Below are 18,817 nucleotides of genomic sequence, written 5' to 3'. Positions count from 1 at the left end.
TGTGAAAAATACTGAAATCGTCGTGCAAGGTGCACGTGCTCATAATTTAAAAAATATTAATGTCACAATTCCGCGTGACCAATTAGTCGTTTTAACAGGATTATCGGGCTCCGGAAAGTCTTCTTTAGCATTTGACACAATTTATGCGGAGGGCCAGCGTCGTTACGTTGAGTCCCTTTCCGCCTATGCCCGTCAATTTCTTGGACAAATGGATAAGCCAGATGTCGATGCGATAGAAGGTTTATCGCCTGCTATTTCCATTGATCAAAAAACGACAAGTCGTAACCCACGATCTACTGTCGGTACGGTAACGGAAATCTATGATTACCTACGTTTACTTTATGCCCGCATTGGTAAACCTATCTGTCCAAATCATGGTATAGAAATCACTTCCCAAACAATTGAGCAAATGGTGGATCGTTTATTAACCTATTCTGAGAGAACTAAGATGCAGCTCCTTGCACCAATGGTTTCTGGACGTAAGGGTACCCATGTTAAACTGCTAGAAGATTTAAAAAAGCAGGGGTTTGTTCGTGTACGAATTGATGGAGAATTGCGTGATTTAGATGATGCTATCGAACTTGATAAAAATAAAAAGCATTCCATCGAAGTAGTAGTGGACCGTGTTGTTATGAAGGAAGGGATTGCTGCTCGTCTGAGTGATTCTTTAGAAACGGCTTTACGTCTAGCAGATGGACGTGTGCTTGTCGATGTGATGGAACATGAAGAGTTACTATTTAGTGAGCATCATGCCTGCCCATTATGTGGTTTTTCTATTGGTGAGTTAGAGCCTCGTATGTTTTCATTTAATAGTCCGTTTGGTGCTTGTCCAAGTTGTGATGGCTTAGGTTCAACACAAGAGGTGGATTTAGATTTAGTGGTGCCTGATTGGGATCGTTCCTTGTTAGAGCATGCCATTGCACCATGGGAGCCAACTAGTTCGCAGTACTACCCACAATTACTAAAAGCTGTATGTGATCATTACGATATTCCAATGGACGTGCCTGTGAAGGATTTGCCAAAGGAAAAGATGGATAAGGTTTTATATGGCTCTGGAAAAGACAAGATACACTTCCATTATGAAAATGAGTTTGGCAATGTGCGAGATCAAATGATTGAATTTGAAGGTGTAGTGCGCAATGTTGAGCGTCGTTTTAAAGAGACGACATCCGATTATGTTCGTGAGCAGATGGAAAAATATATGGCACAGCAGGCTTGTCCTTCATGTAAAGGGTATCGTTTAAAGCCTGAAACGCTAGCAGTGAAAGTAGCAGATAAACATATCGGTGAGGTTACACAATATTCGATTCAGGAAGCAGACACATTCTTCAAAGAGCTTGACCTCACTGAAAAGGATATGCAAATTGCTCGATTAGTTTTACGAGAAATCGAAGAACGATTGGGCTTCCTTGTGAATGTTGGTTTAGACTATTTAACATTGAGTCGTGCAGCAGGTACATTATCTGGTGGAGAGGCACAACGTATTCGCCTTGCTACGCAAATTGGTTCACGATTAACAGGAGTCCTCTATATTTTAGATGAGCCTTCGATTGGTTTGCACCAGCGTGATAATGATCGGCTGATAAGCACGTTACAAAATATGCGTGACATTGGGAATACGCTGATTGTGGTAGAGCATGATGAAGATACGATGCTTGCAGCAGATTATCTCATCGATGTAGGACCTGGAGCAGGCGTCCATGGCGGTCAAATTGTGGCAGCAGGTACACCAAAGGAAGTTATGAATAATGAAAAATCCTTAACTGGACAATATTTAAGTGGTAGAAAGTTTATTCCTTTACCAATTGAAAGACGCCAACCAAATGGCCGAAAGCTCTCCATTAAAGGTGCCAAGGAAAATAATTTACGCAATGTTAAAGTAGATGTTCCATTAGGCTTATTTGTAGCAGTGACAGGTGTGTCTGGTTCAGGGAAATCTACACTGATTAATGAAATTTTATATAAATCTTTGGCACAGAAGCTGAATCGTTCAAAGGTTAAGCCTGGCGAGCATAAAGAAGTGACAGGTATCGATGAGCTTGAAAAAGTAATCGATATTGATCAATCGCCAATTGGTCGTACACCTCGTTCAAACCCAGCAACTTATACAGGTGTTTTTGATGATATTCGCGATGTTTTCGCAGCAACAAATGAAGCAAAGGTACGAGGCTATAAAAAAGGACGCTTTAGCTTTAATGTCAAGGGCGGTCGTTGTGAAGCATGTCGTGGTGACGGCATTATTAAAATTGAAATGCATTTCCTTCCAGATGTTTATGTACCATGTGAAGTATGTCACGGCAAACGTTATAACCGTGAAACACTTGAAGTGAAGTATAAAGATAAGAGTATTGCAGATATTCTCGATATGACAATTGAAAATGCAGTAGTGTTCTTTGAAAATATTCCAAAGATCCAGCGTAAGCTACAAACGATTGTTGATGTGGGGTTGGGTTATATGAAATTAGGGCAACCAGCCACAACCTTATCGGGCGGTGAGGCACAGCGTGTAAAACTAGCCTCTGAATTACATCGACGCTCCACAGGGAAATCTTTCTATATTTTAGATGAACCTACGACAGGATTACATGCCGATGATATTGCTCGTTTACTTGTTGTATTGCAGCGTCTTGTTGAAAACGGTGATTCGGTATTAGTTATTGAGCATAACTTGGATGTGATTAAAACAGCTGATTATATCATTGACTTAGGTCCAGAAGGCGGAGACAAAGGTGGTACTATTGTTGCAACTGGTACACCTGAAGAGGTAGTAGAAGTAGCAGGCTCCTATACAGGCAAATACTTAAAACCAATTCTGGAACGTGATCGTATGAGAATGGATGCATTGCTAGCAGAAGCTACTAAGTCTTAAGGGTTTTACATTCGAACGGAAATGATTAATCTGGATTGAAAGGTGATCTTAAATTGGGGAAAGTCGCTCAATCCAGATTGAAAATGATTCGAAATGTGAAGAACCCACTCAAACAGAGGCCGGAAGTGATCCAACTAATCTAAAAAACGAGCAATAAAATCTTCACAGGTAAAAGCCTGTCGATGTTGAAATGAAAAGACCCAATTTATTCAATTTTGCAGTGAAACTTTTCACATGATGAATCGTATAAATAGTATAACGAACTGAGGGAGGCTATTTATTTATGCAAAATGAACGTCAACGAATTTTAGAACTTGTAGAAAAAGGAACAATTTCGGCACAAGAGGCGATTACATTATTAGAAGCATTAGAGCAACCTGGCAAGTCTACTCAACATGTTATGAATGATGTGTCGAAAGAGACGCAATCCTTTTCAAATGAAAAAGAGCCATTATTTGAAGAAAAATCAAAAGATGGTGACAAGAAAAAAGATGATTTTATGAAATACTTCCAAGATGAAATGCAGGATTTTCGTAAGGATTTAACGCAAATCGGTTCTCTTTTTATGGATATGATGAATACGGCTGTTAAAAAGGTAAAGGAATTTGATGTAGCTTCTCCATTTGGAGATAAAATTGAATTTACCCATACAGAAGAAGTGGCTGCTGCCAATGTGGACAATATTATTGTTGAATTACCGAATGGTAACTTCTCATTGGAATCCAGTGAAGGAGAAACTATTCAGGTGATTTGCAAGGTAAAGGCACCTTTGATGAACGAAAGTGAAGAAGAAACTCGTAATCACTTCTTAGAGCAATTTGTTGTGAAAGAGGAAGCGCAATCACTTCGTATTTTGAGCCAATTAAAGCTTGTTCAAGTCAATGTGAAGGTGCTAGTACCAAAGGATAAACTTGAAAAATTATCTGTTCGTCTAATGAATGGTAGTGTTTCATTACAGGATACAGAATTTGAAGAATTAAAAGTGAAAACGTTAAACGGTGCCATTAAAGGTACGAAATTTAATTTTGGAAAAGCTGAAGTGGATTCTTCTAATGGTTCCATTGAATTAACGAATGTTCGAGGTAAGGATTTAGAGGCTGAAACATTGAATGGGCGTGTTTATTTGGATGGTGCATTGGATGAAGTTGAAGCTAAGTCTGTCAATGGACATGTAGTCGTAACAACATGCTCGACAAATTCTTCTAAAATTAAAGCTCAAACAGTTGCTGGAGCAGTGGAATTATATGTCCCACGAACAATTTCATTGAGCGGTAAAGTCGTAACGAATTTCGGTAAAGTGGATGTGGGTATCCAGGATGTTTCTAAAATGGAGTCACAAGATCAATTCTTATCCAAAGTAGTCCGTTTCGACAAAGAAGTTGAAAATGCGAATCGCCTATTTATAGAAGGTGAATCGAAAACTGGTGCTGTTTTAGTGCGCTACACAACAACAGATGAACAACAAATTTAACAGTAGAAGCATTCAAGGTAAAGCTTGAATGCTTTTTCTTTTCAAACAGGATTCGACCTAGCACATAGAGGCAAATCTTGTTTTATTTTTGTCATATTTTTAAGGATAATGGCAAGGAAAGAATGAAATAGAAGGAACTGCCACGGATTGAAATGAAACTGTAATAAAAAAACAGAAATAGAGTGCTATAATAGTAAAAGAAATACCTCTTACATAGATGAGAGTTTTAGGTGGTTTAATCATGATAGAAATGAAAAATGTGACAAAGAAATACCCAAACGGTGTTGTTGCGACAAATGGTATTTCCGTTAATATAAAGCAAGGCGAATTTGTGTATGTAGTTGGCCCAAGTGGGGCAGGGAAATCCACATTTATTAAATTGATGTACCGTGAAGAAAAAGCAACATCAGGACAAATAATTGTAAATGGTATTGATTTAGCAACTTTAAAGAATAAGAAGGTCCCTTTTTTGCGCCGTCAACTTGGTGTAGTTTTCCAAGATTTCAAATTGCTACCTCGTTTGAATGTCTATGAGAATGTAGCGTTTGCGCTTGAAGTAATAGAGGAAAAGCCAGATGAAATCCGACGTCGGGTTATGGAAGTGCTAGAACTAGTTGGATTGAAGCATAAAGCAAGAATGTTTCCAAATGAACTTTCAGGAGGAGAGCAGCAACGAGTATCGATTGCTCGTTCAATCGTCAATGTCCCAAAAGTGGTGATTGCAGATGAACCTACAGGGAATCTTGACCCTGAAACATCATGGGAAATTATGAATTTATTTGAGGAAATTAATGCACGTGGGACAACGATTGTAATGGCAACCCACAACCGTGAAATTGTAAATACGATTCGACGTCGTGTTATTGCAATTGAAGGCGGCTTAATTGTCCGTGATGAACACGGAGGTGAATACGGCTATGAAATTTAGTACAGTAAAGCGCCACTTCCGGGAAAGTATCAAATCACTTGGTCGAAATAGCTGGATGACCATTGCCTCTGTCAGTGCCGTTACCGTTACGCTCATTCTAGTAGGTGTTTTTGCGCTTATTATGATGAATTTAAATAAAGTAGCAACGGATTTAGAAAATGATGTCGAAATTAAAGTGTTAATTGATGAAACAGCAGATGAAGCTGCTGAAAAAGCACTCATCGAAAAAGTCAAAAAATTGCCTGGTGTCTCCGAGATGACGTATTCCACTAAGGAAGATGAGTTAACCAAGCTAGTAAAAGACTTCGGTGATGATTTTAAACTATTTGAACAAAGTAACCCTTTACGTAACGTTATTTATGTAAAAGCTGCTGATCCACAGCAAACAGCAAAAGTTGCGAAAACCATTGATAAATATGAGTATACATATGATGTAATGTATGGCGAAGGAAAAGTTGAAAAACTATTTAACTTCTTAAATATTAGTCGTAATGTAGGAATCGTACTTATTTTAGGGTTATTATTTACGGCAATTTTCTTAATTTCGAATACAATTCGTATAACGATTATAGCTCGACGTGATGAAATAGAAATTATGAAACTTGTAGGGGCTACAAATTCATTCGTGCGTATCCCATTCTTATTAGAAGGTATGTGGCTTGGAATTTTAGGTTCAATTATTCCGATTGCGGTTGTCACGACCCTTTACCACAATATATATAAAATTATTGCACCACGTTTACAAGGAGAGCTTGTTCAATTACTAGATTTTTCTCCACTTGTGTATCAGGTAAGCGGTCTTCTGTTACTCATTGGTGTACTGATCGGTATTTGGGGAAGTTTCATGTCAGTACGTAAGTTTTTAAAAATTTAGTCACAACGGATATTTGTGAAAAAGAAAAGAATAGTCGAAGGGGAGTTCAATCGGTGAAAAGTAAGGCGAAAAACATATTAAAAACACTTGCAGCAGCATCTGCTCTAATTCTTTTTATCCAAACTCCATCAGCATATGCAACAAGTTTATCGGATTTAAAAGAAGAAAAGAAACAAGTTGAAACAAAGAAGAATCAGTTAAATTCATCTATCAGCAATAAATCAAATGCAATTACAGCTAATCAAGAAAAGCAACAACAAATCTTAGATCAAATTCAAGCATTGAACGCTGAAATCGACAAAACTAATAGTAATATTAAAAAAGTACAAGCAGATATTCGGGCAACAAATGAGGAAATTAAAAAGTTAGAAGCTTCTATTGAAGAGCTTTTGCATAAAATTGAAGAGCGCGATTTATTGTTACAAGAACGTGCACGTGCCATTCAAGCTGGGGGCTCTGTAAGTTATTTAGATGTTTTGCTAGGCTCTAATAGTTTTGTAGACTTTATTGATCGTTTCTCTGCAGTTAATGCATTATTGGAAGCGGATCGTCAAATTATTCAAGATCAAAAAGATGATAAACAAAAATTAGAAGAGCAAAAGCAAAGTGTAGAAGAGAAACGTAAAAACCTAGAAGGTAAAAAAGCTGAGCTTGAACGATTAAAAGCATCATTAGACAGTCAAAAAACTGAGAAAAATAAACTAGTAGACCAATTAGAAAAAGAGCAAGAAAAGCTGAAATCAGAAAAGGTATTACTTGAAAAAGAATACTCAGAGGCTTTGGAAGTAAGTCAGGAATTGCAAGATCAAATTATTGCTGAACAAAATCGTTTGGCTGAAATTGCACGTCAGCAAGAGGCAAAACGTAAAGCAGCCGCCGCGGCCGCGGCAGCAGCTGCTGCTAACAATGGTGGCGGATCATCTGGTGGTACAGTCCATGCGCCTCAATCAAACGGAACTTGGATAAAACCAACGAATGGTCGCTTAACATCACCATATGGTTGGCGAAATCTTGGAGCAGGTCCTGAATTCCATTATGGTGTCGACCTTGCAAATGCAACGGGAACACCAATATGGGCAGCAGCAGATGGCGTTGTTTCTTACGCAGCACCACTTAGTTCGTATGGTAATGTTGTCATTGTAACGCACTCTATCGATGGACAAATTTACACAACCGTTTATGCACATTTAAGTGCATTTAATGTTAGTGTAGGACAAGAAGTAACACAAGGTCAGCAAATTGCAGCCATGGGTAGTACAGGTCGCTCTACTGGCCCACACTTACACTTTGAAGTGCATATTGGTCCTTGGAAAGGACAAGCAGTCGGCAGTGTAAATCCACTGAAATATATTCCATTGTAAACATAAAAGCTATACACTAGCGTTTTCTAGTGTATAGCTTTTAATATTTCATCGAATGTTTCACCATTCACCAACTTATAGGTTTGCCCATTAATAGCCAATAAGCCATTTTTGCAGAACAGTATTTTTAATGTATGGTCAAAATAAGTAAGATCCAATTGAAAGACAACATCAGCTTTTTTGTTATTTAATAAGGTTCTTTTTAATTCCAAAGTACTTAAGTCTAAACGCAAACATCTAATCGTGGATTTTCACGATTGATAATGGCAAAGCTTTTATTGGTACCATTGTCAACTTCCTAAATCGTTATCTTATTTACTATTTCTAGAAGATCTTTATTAAGTAAAAAATCTTGTAGTAAATTCTTTGTTCGATACTCTGAGTACAGCATCAGAACACTAATACTAAGACAAATAGCAGCAATCCATAGTATAAGTCGCTTTGAAAGCATAACTCCTCCCCTTTTCTCATTTTACGAAATATTCCATTGAAAGTTTCATCGCTATTATAAGATTCTAAATAATGTTATGATGAATATATACTTAGTGGGGTATTTTTATTGTTGTTATTTCTGAAGATTTTCTTAAAACAGTGTGAAATAGTCTTTTTTTAAAAAGGTTCTATGCTATGCTTTCGGAGGAGGATTCGTTGAATTGATAAATACAGAGTGGTACTCAATCCGAACATTAACTTTACCAGCTACTGCAGTCGCTTTACTTATTACTTTTTTTATTGTGTGGCTTATCTTGCGCTTACAATTTTCTAAAAAGTGGTCTGAGCTATATAGTGATGCCATTTTCACCTTTATTATTGTTTGGAAGTTAAGTTTGCTTGTAACAGATTTCAAAACGGTAGTAAACAATCCAATTACATTGCTTTATTTTAATGGCGGAACAATGGGTGTTCTTCTCGGTGTCATTGTAGCATCTTTGCAAATATGGAGAAAGCGACAGAGTCTACAGCTTGAGGAACAAGAGATGATAGCTGGTAACTGGGCTATTATTCTCACGCAATCCATTTATCAAATGCTTGCTGTGCTATTTAATGACAACAACACATCGAGTGAAGTTATAACATTAGCTGTGCTAAGTGTAGTCACGCTCGTCATATTATGGAGATTAATAGCGGTGAAACAAGCTCTCATACTCTATACAATTAGCTATTTGATAGTGGCTATCTTCCAGCCGCTTGGTATAGGGCAAACAGCTGTGGCTGTCAGTGTAATACTACTTTGTTTGGGCTTAACTATTCAGCATGAACGAATCAATGAGGGAGGTAAGAAATGAAAAAAAATATTGGACTGCTGATCGTTGTGCTATTAGTGGTTGCGATGATTGGTACATATGTAAAACAACAAATTGACGAAGAACGTGCTATTGATAAATCGGCCCTAGGTAAGGATATGGAGGAGCTAGAAACCGGCTTAAGCAAAGGGGATATACCGCCTGATTTCACCTTAACAAGCTTAGACGGGGAAGATATCACGTTAAGCGATCTTCGTGGAAAAAAAGTCGTTTTAAATTTCTGGGCGACATGGTGCCCACCTTGTAAGGCGGAAATGCCTCATATGCAAAGCTTCTATGATGAGTATGCAAAAGAGAAAAACGTTGAAATTATAGCGGTCAATTTAACAGAAGCCGAACGTGATGTGACCGCTGATGCCAAAGTGGACACAGTGATGACATTTAGAGATAGCTTTGAGCTAACGTTCCCTATTTTATTGGACCCTGACAATGAAGCTGGCTTGAATTATCAAGTCATCACGATTCCAACCACTTATTTTATTGATTCCAAGGGCCTCATTCAACGCGCCATCAGAGGACCAATGGACGTGGATATGTTAAATGATTATGTAGATGCACTAGATTGATTTATAAAAAATCTGCTCGTTTTCTATAGTGGAAACAAGCAGATTTTTTTATTTTTCATGAAATCAAGATGAATACTCGCGGGAACCAAGGTATATCCGTGCGAATCAACAGCCAACATCCATGTGTAAAGTGAAATATTCTCTCTTAACAAATTTGAAAGGTAATTTTGTATGTTTGAAAAAATAGAGTCATACAGTAAAAGAGACGGAGGAGGGAAGATTTGCGCAAATTAACAGCCGGTGTCGGAGTCCTACTTAGTAGTTTGGTGGTGGGCAGTGGTATTTACTTTGATTGGTTTAATATTGGCGATAAAAAGGAGCCTGTTACGGAGGTTGATACTATTGGTGAGGCTATGACAATCATTGAAGAAAAATCAGTATACAGTACAAAAAAGGATGAATTAGTGGAAGGGGCTCTTCGTGGGATGGCTGATGCCATTAAAGACCCTTATAGTACGTATTACTCCAAGGAAGAGGCTGAGCAACATCGGCAAATGCTAGCTGAGGAACGAGTAGGCATCGGTATTGAACTAACCGAAAATAAAGGGAAGTTTATTGTTGTGTCACCTGTTCGCTCATCACCAGCAGAGAAAGCAGGCATGCGTTCACTCGATGAAATTGTACAAGTTGATGGGGTACGGATTGATGGGAAAACGATGAGTGAATTAATGCATTTAATTCAAGGTGAAAAGGGAACGAAAGTAACCATTGTTGTCTATCGTCCAAGTGAAGATAAGCATATTAAGATGACGATGGAGCGAGCAGCAATTTCCAATAAAACGGTAACTAGTGAGGTAGTGAAGGTAGAAGATACAGCTATTGGCTATGTAGTGATCTCATTATTCGGTGAAAAAACCGCCAATGAATGGGTGGCAGAAACGAGTAAATTACTTCGTAAAGATGTGGAAGGAATTGTGATCGATGTACGGGATAATCCAGGTGGTTATTTACATAGCGTCGCAGCGCTACTGAGCACAGTATTGGACAATGGCAAAGTATTTGCATATATGCAAAATGCGGAAGGTGCTATGGAACCATTAAAAACGCAAACAAAAGGCTTTGATGAAAAATATATAGAAACGATGAATAAAATTCCAATTGTTGTTTTGCAAAATCAAGGTAGTGCATCTGCTAGTGAAGTATTGAGCGGAGCTTTAAAAGGCTGGGGACGCGCTTCACTTGTTGGGGTTAAGAGCTTTGGAAAAGGGACTGTACAAGAATCTTGGGAGCTTTCCAATGGCGGCGAGCTTAAATTATCAACCAACAAATGGCTAACACCAAAACGTGAATGGATTCATGGGCAGGGCATTGAAGCTAGTTTAATGATTGAGCAAAATGAATTATTTGCTTTTCAACTTCATCCACTAACAGGTAAGTTTAAAGTGGGTGATATGAGTGAAGAGATTTCCTATTCACAAAACGCCTTGCAGAAACTAGGCTATCAAATCGATCGTTTAGATGGCTATATGGATGAAACGACCGCAGAGGCCGTTAATCTTTATCGTAAACAGAAAAAATTAAAGCTAGCAGAAGATGAATTTTATATGGACACGACTTTCTTTAATAGTTTAAACGAAACGTTAAAGGATTTTAAAGCCGATCGTCAAAATGACCAACAATTCCAAATGGCCACTAGTTTTTTACTGCATACGATTGACCAATAAAACTCGCAGACAGAACAAAAATACCATAATACAAAGCTTTCTATGAGTTTGTACTACGCAAGCGTGTAGTCCTTTGATACAATAAATTCATAGTATTCAAGATAGAAATGGCGGGTGTTCGTATGGTTAGTGAGATATTAATAGAAATTGTAACAGCGATTGGCCGCTTTTTACTCAACCCATTACTATATATAGTCATAATATTTGCTATTATTTTAGGTTATCGTCGAGTAAAACAGGAGCGTAAATATTTTAATAGACGTATTATTTGGGGCTGGACGGAGCTAATCGGACAATGGAAAGATGGGTGGCTCTATGCACTAATTATTTCTATCATTAGTATTGGAGCAGGTCTAACTGTCCCAAAGGAATTTTTAATCATTTTAACGGCAGTTTCTATAGTAGCACTTATCTTGTTTGTCATGAATGCAATGTCGCCTATTTTGACAATGGGGATTGCCACACTTGCCATATGGGGTATGTCCTATTACAATTGGTCATTTTCCTGGTGGAAAATTTCAGTAGAGGATGTCCATTTAGAGAGTGGCGCAATTGTGACAATTACCATTCTTGCGGGCCTTTGTGTTATTGCAGAAGGGCTATTAATTCGACGTATGGCGATGAAGGTTACAACACCTTGTATTGAGAAAACGAAGCGGGGTATGCAGGCAATTGTCTATCGGTCAAAAAATGTATGGGTATTACCTATTTTCTTTGTTATTCCTGGTGATGCGATCTCGGCTATATTCCCATATTGGCCACAGTTTACGATAGGTCATAATAGCTTTGCACTTGTGTTATTTCCACTTGTCATTGGCTTTACTAAACTGACAAGAAAGGAATTACCAGCTTACATGTATCCAAAAATTGGCCGACCTGTCTTTTTACTAGGACAGCTTATTTTAATAGGAGGATTGGCTGCATATTTTGAGCCTGTGATTGGCTTCATTACACTTGCTGTTGGTGTAATTATCCGCATTATAATTGCTATCTACTTTGCACAACAGGAAAAAACAGATCATTATGCAGTTGCGCCAAGTACGAAGGGGGCTATTATTGCAGCCGTTCTTCCTGATTCACCTGCTGAGAAGATGGGCTTACTTGCAGGAGAATGTATCCGCAAAGTAAATGGTGTGTCAATTTTTACAGAAAATGAGTTATATGAAGCACTGCAATTAAATGCAGCTCATTGTCGTCTAGAGGTTTTAGACCGAAACAATGAATTACGTTTAACACAACATGTGATTTATAGCAATGATCATTACCGTATTGGATTATTATTAGCTGAGCCGAGGGAAGTATAATGGACGTTTTTGGGAAAATGATGCTAGCATTATTCATACCAGCTTTATTGGTATTACTATTCACTAGAATTACCTATAACCGCTATGTTGCATTATTATTAGCCATTGCACTTATTGCTGCCTCTGTATATGCAGGCTATACATCCCCACCTATTATTTTCGTTATCGATGCATTTTCATTAACAGTAGGCTTTTGGCTAGCAAGTAAAATGAATAAATAAGGAAAGGTCAGTCCAGGCAATAGGACTGACCTTTTTACATGAAAAATCGCACTGCTGCCATAATGATTACTCCTGCAACTACTGTAATCGATAAGCTTTTTGTGACAAGGGCAATAATAAGAGTAGGAACAAATGTAATAAAGACTGGCCAATCAAGTGTCACTACTTTGCCGCTTTCAGTATCTATTAAATTTTCAATGACAAGAGCACTTAATATACAAACAGGAATAAAACTAAGCCATTTTAGCACAACATCAGGTAGTGTTACACTACGCACAAAAATAAATGGAATGACACGCGGTAGCCATGTTACAAGTGCGCAGCCGATAATAAGCCAGACCATATAAGAAGTTGTTGTCATTTATCTGTCACCACCCCAATTGTTGCGACAATCACGGTTGCCAGTAGCACAGCCACATGTGAAGGGACTAAATAAGAAAGACCGTACATAATAACCGCCATATAGCCAATTAACTTGATATAATGCATGATTTTACTTTTACCAACACTGCTCAATTGCAAAACTAAAAGTGCAACAAACATGGCAACCAAGGCAAAATCTAAACCCCATTTTTCAGGATTTGCTACCCACTGTCCTAAAAAGGCACCCGTAACACAGGAAAGAATCCAGAAGATATAGGCTGTTATATTTAACCCATCCATCCATTTACCATATAATTTACCTGTTTGCATTTGCTTTGTGACTGCTACACCAAAGGTTTCATCCGTTAATAATGTACCAAAGCCAACATTTCTAAGCATGGAGTAGCGCGTAAAATGAGGTGCTAATGTTAAACTCATTAATAAATGGCGTAGATTCACTACGAAAATGGTTACAATGATAGCAGAGGCAGGGCTACTTGTTAAAAGAAGTGCACAAAAAATAAATTGTGCAGAACCTGCGTAAATCAGTATCGTTAATAGCGCGATTTCAAGGACAGATAACCCTGAAGCGGAACCTACAACCCCAAATGCAAGTCCTATACTAATATAACCGAGTAATGTAGGCACGCAATCTTTCACGCCTTGTAAAAAACTGTCATTGGAAGAGCTTGTTGTGTCATCATGTTGAAGCTCTGTTGTACTTGTCATAAATAGGTCATCCTTTCTTGATAATTTCCATGTATACTATTGATGGAATTGTTTGATAGTTCTTGATGTTTATTAAAGTATACATATGTCTGATAAAATAAACAATAGAAATTGGTGAGTAAAGATGGAACAAATGAGTCGAAATTTAGCATTTCAATTAAAGAAAATTAGACAGCAACGTCATTTAAGTCTCGATGATGTGGCCAAAGCGACAGGTGTCAGTAAAGCACAGCTTGCACAAATCGAAAAAGGAGAGGCCAATCCAACTGTTTCAACAATTTGGAAAATTGCAGCGGGTATGCGTATGTCATTCTCTTCATTATTACAGCCACCAACTGCCCATTACATGCGTTATAGCAGTAAAGATGTACCACATGTAGATGAGGATGAGGGACGCTATCGTGTTTACTCCATAATTCCGTATAATCCAGAGCGAGGCTGGGAGTTTTATAAGGTTGAAATGGAGCCAGGGGCAGTTAGTAGGAGTGAAGCCCATACAGAAGGGGTAGAGGAAACTGTAATGGTTATTAAAGGACAAGCAGTTATTTCTGCTGGAGACATGCATGAGTTACTAGATGAAGGGGATACACTAGTATTCTCAGGGCATCAACCCCATGAATATCGCAATACTTCAGAAGGGTTAACAATTTTTCATTTAATTTTACAGTATAAATAGAGGTGTCGATATTGAATGAATGGTTTACTGTAGAAAATATTGAACAGGTTGCGGCACAGTATCGAACGTTCGGCCCAATCATTGGTTTACTGCTCCCGTTTTTAGAGGCGTTTTTACCATTCCTACCATTAGTCGTATTCGTTGTGGCGAATGCCAGTGCATTCGGCTTATGGCTAGGATTTCTATTATCTTGGCTAGGCTCTGTAGCTGGCTCCTATGCGGTTTTCTTACTTGTGCGTCATTTTGGCAAACATCCAAGATTACAATTTTTAACAGGTAGTAAAAAAGTACAGAAGCTTATTAAATGGGTGGATATGAATGGCATCAGCCCTCTTTTTGTCCTCCTCTGCTTCCCTTTTACACCATCTGTGATTGTCAATATTGTAGCGGGATTGTCACATATCCATAAAAAATTTTACTTGATCGTTTTACTTGCAGGAAAGTTTGTCATGATTTTAGGTATGAGTGTATTGGGCTATGATCTAAAATCACTCTTGACAAGTCCAGTGAGATTGATAATTGCAGCTGTGGCCATTGTTATTTTGTGGTGGGTCGGTAAGTTGATAGAGAAGCGTTTGAATGCCCGTGTAGAAAGAGATTTAAAGCAAGCGCGAAATTTGACGAAAAAGCAGGACCACCATGCCAGTTAAGTAAATAAACTGTAGCCTCTTTCATTATGTGAAGAGGCTGCTTTTTTGTGTAATAAATAAACCTTTTTATAGGTAGGTGAAGGTTGATAGATAGTATTTACTAGTTTTTTTCGATAGAATTTAAGATGGATGATTTATGTTGTTTTTAGTAGGCTGGGAAAACTGCTCCACCATAGATGAGAAACGATCAATAGTCTGGAGAAGCCGCTCCAAAATAGATAAGAAGTAATCAATTCAGCGAAAGAATCGCTCAAATAAAAGTACAAATTTTTATTTCATTAAAAGAGACACCCGCAACAGCAAGTTAATGAGGAGGGGGAAAGTAAATGACATTGCGTATTGTTTCAGGACGTTCGGGAACAGGGAAATCAGCATTTATTCATCAGGAAATTGTTGAGCAATTAAAGACAGATCCATTGGGACATCCAATTTTCATTATAGTGCCTGACCAAATGTCTTATTCTACGGAATATGAGCTGACAAATAAGCATGGTTTACAAGGCTTGATTCGAGCACAGGTGATGACGTTTAAACGTTTAGCATGGTTGGTTTTACAGGAAACAGGAGGTATTGCTCGTAAAGAAGTGAATGGCTATGGGTATCGAATGCTTATACGTAAACTTTTGGAGGAACAAAAAAGCGAGTTTTCCTTATTTCGACAAGCAGCAGGAAAACGTGGCTTTACGGAGGAAATTGAAACCCTTTTAAGAGAATTTAGTCGCTATAGCGTCAATAGCTCAGTCTTGGCAGAGGTAACGGAATCGTTAAAGGCAATAGATGCACCTAATACATTGCAGGCGAAAGCGAATGATTTACATGTCGTTTTGCAGGCATTGGAGGAACGACTTGGTACGACCTATGTTGACAGCGAGGGCTATTATCCGATTTTAACGGAGCAACTGAAGTATGCAGAAACGATGAAGCAAGCGACCATCTATATTGATGGTTTCACCGCCTTCACTGTGCGAGAGTTAGAACTGGTTCGTGAATTGTTAAAGGTAACGAAGCAAGTAACTGTCGTCCTTCCCTTTGATCATATGGATGAAGCCTTTGATGAACAAGCTTTATTCCATGAAGCAGCGTTAACGAATCAACGTCTTCATGATATAGCAAAAGAAGAGGGCATTGATGTTGAATTACCATTACATTTTTATAAGACTCAAAGATTTCATTCTAAAGATTTACAGCATGTGGAGGCAAAGTTTGCTGATTTGGAGCCTCAAACGATAAAAACTTCAGGAGATGTAACCGTGCTTGAAGCATCAAATCGTCGAGCAGAGATACATGCGATTGCCCGGGAAATAACAAAACTGACAAGAGAAGACGGTTTTCGCTATCAGGATATCGTACTTTTGTATAGACAAGCAGATCTCTACGATCCACTTATTACAAGTATTTTCCAACAATATGAAATTCCTATTTTTACAAATACAAAAAAGACAATGCTACATCATCCATTAATAGAGCTAAGTCGTTCAGCCTTGGAGGTTATGACCTCGAATTGGAAATATGAGCCAGTTTTTCGTAGTGTCAAAACCGATTTGTTTTTCCCATTACAAGCTGAGCTAACAATTTGGCGTGAGCGAGCAGATCGATTAGAAAATTATTGCTTGGCACAAGGCATCTATGGTGAACGATGGTTTGAGGAGGCACGTTGGTTTTATAAAAAATATCGAGGTCTAGAATTCCATTCGCGTGTACAAACAGATGAAGAGCGTGCAATGCAGGCAGAAATCGAGGCCATTCGAGATGAAATACGCCAACCTCTAAAACTTTTACAAGACAAGCTTGATAGCGCCAAAAATGGCAGAGATATTGCGACTGCTTTATTTGAACTTATAGAGTCATTACAGGTATATGATAAACTGCAAGCCATGAAAGATCGTGAGCTAGAGCGAGGTGACGCATTAGCTGCAAGTGAACATGAACAAGCTTGGAATGAATGGATTGCTGTTCTTGACCAATTCGTTTATATGTTTGGAGAGCAGGAGATGTCTGTAGAGCAAGCAGCCAAAATTCTTGATGAAGGCTTTGATACATTAGAATTTTCAAGAATTCCGCCAACCCTTGATGAAGTAATGGTGGCTACTGTTGATTTAGCTCGTTTATCCAATATCAAAGTCGCTTTTGTAATAGGAATGAATGATGGTGTTTATCCAACTCGGATGGAGTATGAGGGCTTGTTGTCAGATATCGAACGTGAATGGTTTAGTCAAATTGGCTATGAGCTTGCTCCTACCTCTACTAATCGTTTATTACAGGAAAATTTCTTGTTCTATCGCGCTATTACAACGCCATCTAACAAATTGTATATGACCTATCCTACGGCGGATGAGGAAGGCAAGGCACTTCTAGCCTCACTTTATATTAAGAAAATAATAGGAAATGACAAAAAGGCTGGCTTATTAAGTGGTGTTTCGATAGAACGAGTGGTAGTCGATCCAATAGAATTACTAGATGGGGATGTTTTACCATATTTACGCCATCCAAGGACTGCATTGGCACATCTAATGGTACAGCTACGTCAAGCTGAACATAGCCGTGAACTAGCGCCAGAATGGCTAGCTTTACAAAGATTTTATACACAAGATCCGTATTGGGCACTCATTTTCGACCGCGTACTTTATCCAATTACCCATAAAAATGAGGCTGAGCCACTTGAAACCTATATTACACAGGAATTATATGGTCAGAAGCTAACATCCAGTGTGTCGCGAATTGAGAAATACTTCAGATGTCCTTTTTCTCATTTCACTACGTATGGTCTACGTCTTGAAGAACGAGCTGAGTATCGGCTAGAAACGTTTGCAATGGGTGATTTATTCCATGAGGCATTAAAGTGGATTACAGAGGAAACACATCGTCAGCAATTATCTTGGATTCGTTTAACAACAAAGCAAATTAAACAATTAGCACGTCAAGCAGTAGAACAAATTGTTCCAGTCTTTTCCCATCAAATCCTATTATCCAGTGCCCGCTATCGCTATATTCAGCGTAAGCTAATTCGAATTGTTGAGCGTACAATGACAGCACTGACACAGCATGCAAATGTATCACACTTCAAACCAATTGCAATTGAGGCATCGTTTGGTCCTGGACAACATGAACAGCTACCACCATTAGAGATTGATTTGACTGGTGGTAAGAAAATGTTTATGCGTGGACGTATTGATAGAGTGGATAGTGCAACGATAGATGACCGCTCTTATTTGCGGATTGTCGACTATAAATCCTCAGCTCGTGACCTTGATTTAAATGAGGTTTATTACGGATTATCCTTACAGGTCCTAACGTATTTAGATGTTGCAATGGAAAATAGTTCATACTGGCTATCAGGTGAAGCAGAGCCAGCAGGGGTACTGTATGTCCATGTCCATAATCCGATGCTGAAGCTGGATAAAGATTTGACGGACAGTGAAATAGAAGAGGATCGTTTAAAGCAGTATAAAATGAAAGGTTTGCTATCTGAAAATGCTGAAGCGATTTTATCAATGGACGAGCAATTAGAAGAAAGTAGTGGACATTCAAAAATCATTCCTGTCTATATGAAAAAAGATGGAACACCGTCAGAATCACAATCGCGTATAGTTCCTGTCAATGATATGAAAAAGTTGCAGCATTTTGTTCGTCGTAAACATCAGGAGGCAGGGAATGGTATCTTATCTGGTGATACGGCCATTAGCCCCTATAAATTAAAAGCTAAAACGGCATGTGATTATTGTCAATTTGCTGCGGTTTGCCAATTTGATCCATCAGATGGTAAACAAAGCTATCGTCAATTAATGCAAGCAAAGCCGAATGATATTGTCGATAAAATTCGGAAGGAGATAGAATAGC

15 protein-coding genes are annotated in these 18,817 nt (G+C 38.4%); 13 read left to right on the top strand and 2 right to left on the bottom strand.

From position 1 onward, the window contains the following. Position 1: 1 nt before the first annotated feature. From uvrA to BFM98_RS01055, 10 genes are all read left to right on the top strand, one after another. The gene (uvrA, locus tag BFM98_RS01105) at positions 2–2,869 is read left to right on the top strand and encodes an excinuclease ABC subunit UvrA (RefSeq protein ID WP_066036285.1); all 2,868 of its coding nucleotides are present in this window, start codon (positions 2–4) and stop codon (positions 2,867–2,869) included. 283 nt (positions 2,870–3,152) lie between these two features. Next, positions 3,153–4,340: a DUF4097 family beta strand repeat-containing protein gene (locus BFM98_RS01100; protein ID WP_066036284.1), complete on the top strand. Its 1,188-nt coding sequence runs from the start codon at positions 3,153–3,155 to the stop codon at positions 4,338–4,340. A 241-nt stretch (positions 4,341–4,581) separates the two neighbouring features. Next, positions 4,582–5,268 (top strand): cell division ATP-binding protein FtsE, encoded by a 687-nt coding sequence (gene ftsE / locus BFM98_RS01095; protein ID WP_016991524.1) that lies wholly within the window; start codon positions 4,582–4,584, stop codon positions 5,266–5,268. Then, positions 5,258–6,142 carry a permease-like cell division protein FtsX gene (gene ftsX, locus BFM98_RS01090; protein ID WP_004227513.1) on the top strand — a complete coding sequence of 295 codons (885 nt, stop codon included), beginning with the start codon at positions 5,258–5,260 and terminating at the stop codon, positions 6,140–6,142. The genes ftsE and ftsX overlap by 11 nt, the downstream gene beginning before the upstream one ends. Before the next feature lie 53 nt (positions 6,143–6,195). Then, positions 6,196–7,503: a murein hydrolase activator EnvC family protein gene (locus tag BFM98_RS01085; RefSeq protein ID WP_048392050.1), complete on the top strand. Its 1,308-nt coding sequence runs from the start codon at positions 6,196–6,198 to the stop codon at positions 7,501–7,503. 653 nt (positions 7,504–8,156) lie between these two features. Then, positions 8,157–8,789 carry a hypothetical protein gene (locus BFM98_RS01075; RefSeq protein WP_066036283.1) on the top strand — a complete coding sequence of 211 codons (633 nt, stop codon included), beginning with the start codon at positions 8,157–8,159 and terminating at the stop codon, positions 8,787–8,789. Then, positions 8,786–9,373 carry a redoxin domain-containing protein gene (locus tag BFM98_RS01070; protein WP_048392048.1) on the top strand — a complete coding sequence of 196 codons (588 nt, stop codon included), beginning with the start codon at positions 8,786–8,788 and terminating at the stop codon, positions 9,371–9,373. The genes BFM98_RS01075 and BFM98_RS01070 overlap by 4 nt, the downstream gene beginning before the upstream one ends. A gap of 221 nt (positions 9,374–9,594) precedes the next feature. Next, entirely contained in the window at positions 9,595–11,037 is a 1,443-nt protein-coding gene (locus tag BFM98_RS01065; RefSeq protein ID WP_048392047.1) for a S41 family peptidase, read from the top strand. A 122-nt stretch (positions 11,038–11,159) separates the two neighbouring features. Beyond that, on the top strand, positions 11,160–12,341 hold the full coding sequence (locus tag BFM98_RS01060) for a PDZ domain-containing protein (protein WP_066036282.1): 1,182 nt from the start codon (positions 11,160–11,162) through the stop codon (positions 12,339–12,341). After that, the gene (locus BFM98_RS01055; RefSeq protein ID WP_004227503.1) at positions 12,341–12,562 is read left to right on the top strand and encodes a DUF2198 family protein; all 222 of its coding nucleotides are present in this window, start codon (positions 12,341–12,343) and stop codon (positions 12,560–12,562) included. The genes BFM98_RS01060 and BFM98_RS01055 overlap by 1 nt, the downstream gene beginning before the upstream one ends. Positions 12,563–12,596: 34 nt before the next feature. On the opposite strand, the gene BFM98_RS01050 is transcribed toward BFM98_RS01055, so the two are convergent. Further along, a complete protein-coding gene (locus tag BFM98_RS01050) occupies positions 12,597–12,923 on the bottom strand; it encodes an AzlD domain-containing protein (RefSeq protein ID WP_048392045.1) in 327 nt (108 codons plus the stop codon). Beyond that, a complete protein-coding gene (locus BFM98_RS01045; protein ID WP_066036281.1) occupies positions 12,920–13,654 on the bottom strand; it encodes an AzlC family ABC transporter permease in 735 nt (244 codons plus the stop codon). Before BFM98_RS01045 ends, BFM98_RS01050 begins: the two co-directional genes overlap by 4 nt. Positions 13,655–13,778: 124 nt before the next feature. Here BFM98_RS01045 and BFM98_RS01040 point away from each other — a divergent pair, with 124 nt between their 5' ends. From BFM98_RS01040 to addB, 3 genes are all read left to right on the top strand, one after another. Further along, positions 13,779–14,330, top strand: coding sequence for a helix-turn-helix domain-containing protein (locus BFM98_RS01040; RefSeq protein WP_048392043.1), 552 nt, complete (start codon positions 13,779–13,781; stop codon positions 14,328–14,330). 11 nt (positions 14,331–14,341) lie between these two features. Continuing rightward, complete coding sequence (locus tag BFM98_RS01035; protein WP_004227497.1) at positions 14,342–14,980, top strand: TVP38/TMEM64 family protein; 639 nt, start codon at positions 14,342–14,344, stop codon at positions 14,978–14,980. A 326-nt stretch (positions 14,981–15,306) separates the two neighbouring features. Next, on the top strand, positions 15,307–18,816 hold the full coding sequence (gene addB, locus BFM98_RS01030; protein ID WP_066036280.1) for a helicase-exonuclease AddAB subunit AddB: 3,510 nt from the start codon (positions 15,307–15,309) through the stop codon (positions 18,814–18,816). Position 18,817 lies beyond the last annotated feature (1 nt).

This window comes from Lysinibacillus sp. AR18-8 (assembly GCF_001705465.1).
Lineage (GTDB): Bacteria > Bacillota > Bacilli > Bacillales_A > Planococcaceae > Lysinibacillus > Lysinibacillus capsici.
The sequence above is the reverse complement of the archived record's forward strand: the minus strand, read 5'-3'. Positions and strand labels throughout refer to the sequence as shown.